Raw genomic sequence first — 2975 nt, forward strand, 5'->3', positions numbered from 1 at the left:
AACGCCATGTCTATCACTCCTTGAGCCCTCGCTGCCATACAACGAGGGGAGTTTCACATGGGTCACTTCTCAGTGGAAATTAGCCCGCCAAGTGGGGCACTTCTCAGCGGAAATCAACAGTAGGTGCGCAACGCGGGTATATGAATTTTATAATTCAAATATAATCCGATTATAATCGGTTAGCTCTAGGGAGCCCATTTGGCTGGAATGATTATCGCTGTCAGATGAAAGTCGGGCGACGGTGTAATAGGCGGACGATCTGCGGGACAAGATCGAGGCGACGCTGAAAATAGACGTTTAATCCGTTCTCAAATTCGGGAATGGCACCTTTAAGCCAGAGGTCGATTAAGGTGTCCAGTTCGGCCGTGGAATCCGGCACGAAAGGCTCCTTCAACGTGCGAACCAGATGAAGCCGATCATTAGCATGTCGGGTCGCCAATTCAGCGTCAATATTGTCAGCCGCGATCGCCACCGCAAGAAAAAAACGGGAGGTAGCTTCCGCAATCGGCATGGCTCTTAAAGCCGTGAAATCGATCTGAGCAACGAGTTCGGGGCGGGGAGGTGTGCCTGTGCGCGCCGGAAACAGCATACTGTGATGGCACCAACGATATAGGCCTGACAAGCCTGCTTCAGTAACATACGGAACGGAAAAACCCTCTCGCCGTTCAGCCTGCACCAATCCTTCAGCCGATAGGCGGCGCAAGGCCTCCCGGATTCGGATGTGGCTAGTGCCGACCAGAGCTTTCAAGCGAGCGTGATCGATCCGTTCGCCAGGCCATAAACCTCCGGTCATGATTGCGTGTTTGATTGCGGCGTAAACCCTGTCATAGGCCAGTGGTTTTCCCACCATCGGCTGAACTCCTAGCGCCGCCGGTATCGCAGTGTTCACGGTGCTCGGTACACGGGCGATCGGTTTTGCAGAGTAAGTGTGTAAGCAGGGTGATTTAAAATCAAGAGTTGTGGGGCGCTGAATACCGCAAGATTTCACTAATGTAATTGGATAGCTTACGTTTTTTGGAATTTTTTCGAATATAACTCGATTATAACGCAAATGCGAGAAGGACTTAAACGCTACCGATGCGAAAGTGTCACAATGAGAAAAAACACGGCCGAAACGCCGTAAAATTCTGCACTGGTGGCCGACTGATGAGACTTGTAACTGACACGGGCGCATATTGCCGAAAAGAGCCCGAAAATTCGCCCCCAATTTCATAAAATGAGGGGACGTTTTGCACGGTTGATTCGGTCATGGTGTCGCCGTCGAGCGCACTTTTGCATCTCCCCGTCCGATACGTTAATAGGGAGAAGTGGGAGCAAGGACAGAAAGATAGAGGTTGAACCTCACCGTTTTTCCATCACCAAAGCGACCGCCTCATTCAGCTCTCAAGTGCCGTTACGATGTCGAGTTTAGTCCTGCCGCTGTCCTTTGTTACGATTGAGGATATATCGCGAAATCACAACAGCACGCGCACCAAGCTAATGGCTTCGGGCGAACGTCTGATGGCTAGCCAAGGCGTTCAGGGCGTGTCCGTGGAAGCCATCGCGCGTGATGCCGGTCAAGCAAACAATGCGGCGGTCAATTACCATTTCGGCGACCGCGATAAGCTTGTTCAAGCAATCTGGAAAATTCGGGAAGAGGCCATTGACCAGGACCGTGCGACCCGGCTTGAAAAAATCGACGAGCTGGGTCTGGGTGACGATCTTGAAGCGGTGGCCGAGGTATTGTTAGCGCCGGTCGCCAATCAGGTGGACCGCGCGGGCTCTCAATCCTACGCCCGCTTTAGAATTCAATACATCGTCGCGACCTCGCTCGATCAGCATTTCGCCTTGCCTACTCGACCGGGGTATATGGCGATCTTTGAACGGCTCCATAGGATCGCCGGTTTGGATCGCGAGGATTTGTTGCAACGTCTTTCGCCTTTCAACCTTGGTTTTCTGGCCGCGTTGATCGATTTCGACAATCGCACGAACCAAAACCTGCCGACCTCGTCCTTAGAGGCGGTGCTGCGCAGTGCCATCCTTATTTTGAAGGCAGGGTTGGCCGTTCCCCACTGAGGTGGGCACGCTAAAGGCGCGACGTCGTTTCATGTCTTCCGCAGACCAAGCGCCTCATCAAGTGTGTCGCCTATCAACGCCATATTCTGAATCGCGGCCAATCCCCATTGTGCTGTACCATTGGTTGACAGCAATGGGTCTTCATCAATTGGGCGCAAGACAGAGGGGCCACTCATCCGGGTTGGACGCTTTGTCAGGTCGCGTTTTTCACGGAAAAATTCGTCCCATGCCCTAAGAGCCAAGGCCTTGTCCCTTTCGTGGTAAGCGGCGTAGGCGGTAAGACGCGAATGGCCCTCCAGCAAATTGCGGTCGCCGGGCTTCTGGCCAAACTGGGCCTCAAATGCCTGAGCTGGGGCATTGTACCAACGGCAATATTCGAGCCACGCTCGACGATAGAAAGGCTCGTCCACCAGAGCCAACATCTCGGAACTCATCTCGACTACGCCGAAGACCGCATTGAGATGCGAAAGCTTGATATAATCGCCCTTGCCGCCGAATGTCCCGGTTTTCAAATCGTAAGGGGCGCCGCCCGCCATCCACCGTCGGTCCAGTTTACCTATGCTCGTCATGCCATTCAGGATGCGGTCTCGCCATTTGGTGTCCCCAGTGCGTTCCCATTCGGTGAGCCAGGCGGCCACGTAAGCCCCCCATGAGGTGCCGAAGGCCGAGGTCAGTTCGCCTTCACCCGCAGCCTTTTGCGCCTCCGACTTCGGTAACTTGCGGCCGATATCGACATTCTTGATCGCGTGATCGGATTCCAGAAGATCGCGCATCAGGTCGCCGACCCGTTCATCGGCGGTGAGGTAATAGAAGATGCGACGATAGGCGACGTTCGATACGCGCGGCTGCTTCGACGAATCCGACCACGGCTGGACGCCGTGACGCGTGCCGAAGCCTTTGAAACGCCCAAGGTGATAGAC

3 protein-coding genes are annotated in these 2975 nt (G+C 54.2%); 1 reads left to right on the plus strand and 2 read right to left on the minus strand.

The genetic code is table 11. From position 1 onward, the window contains the following. Positions 1–220: 220 nt before the first annotated feature. The gene (locus PQU92_RS18700) at positions 221–850 is read right to left on the minus strand and encodes a GntR family transcriptional regulator (RefSeq protein WP_272749813.1); all 630 of its coding nucleotides are present in this window, start codon (positions 848–850) and stop codon (positions 221–223) included. A gap of 548 nt (positions 851–1398) precedes the next feature. On the opposite strand from PQU92_RS18700, the gene PQU92_RS18705 reads away from it, so the two are divergent. Continuing rightward, entirely contained in the window at positions 1399–2055 is a 657-nt protein-coding gene (locus tag PQU92_RS18705; protein ID WP_272749814.1) for a TetR/AcrR family transcriptional regulator, read from the plus strand. A gap of 29 nt (positions 2056–2084) precedes the next feature. Here the strand turns inward: PQU92_RS18705 and PQU92_RS18710 are convergent. Beyond that, a partial coding sequence (locus PQU92_RS18710; RefSeq protein ID WP_497006759.1) for an exo-rhamnogalacturonan lyase family protein occupies positions 2085–2975 on the minus strand: 891 nt, incomplete at its 5' end.

The sequence above is a fragment of the Asticcacaulis aquaticus genome, from assembly GCF_028550415.1.
Taxonomy (GTDB): Bacteria; Pseudomonadota; Alphaproteobacteria; order Caulobacterales; family Caulobacteraceae; genus Asticcacaulis; species Asticcacaulis aquaticus.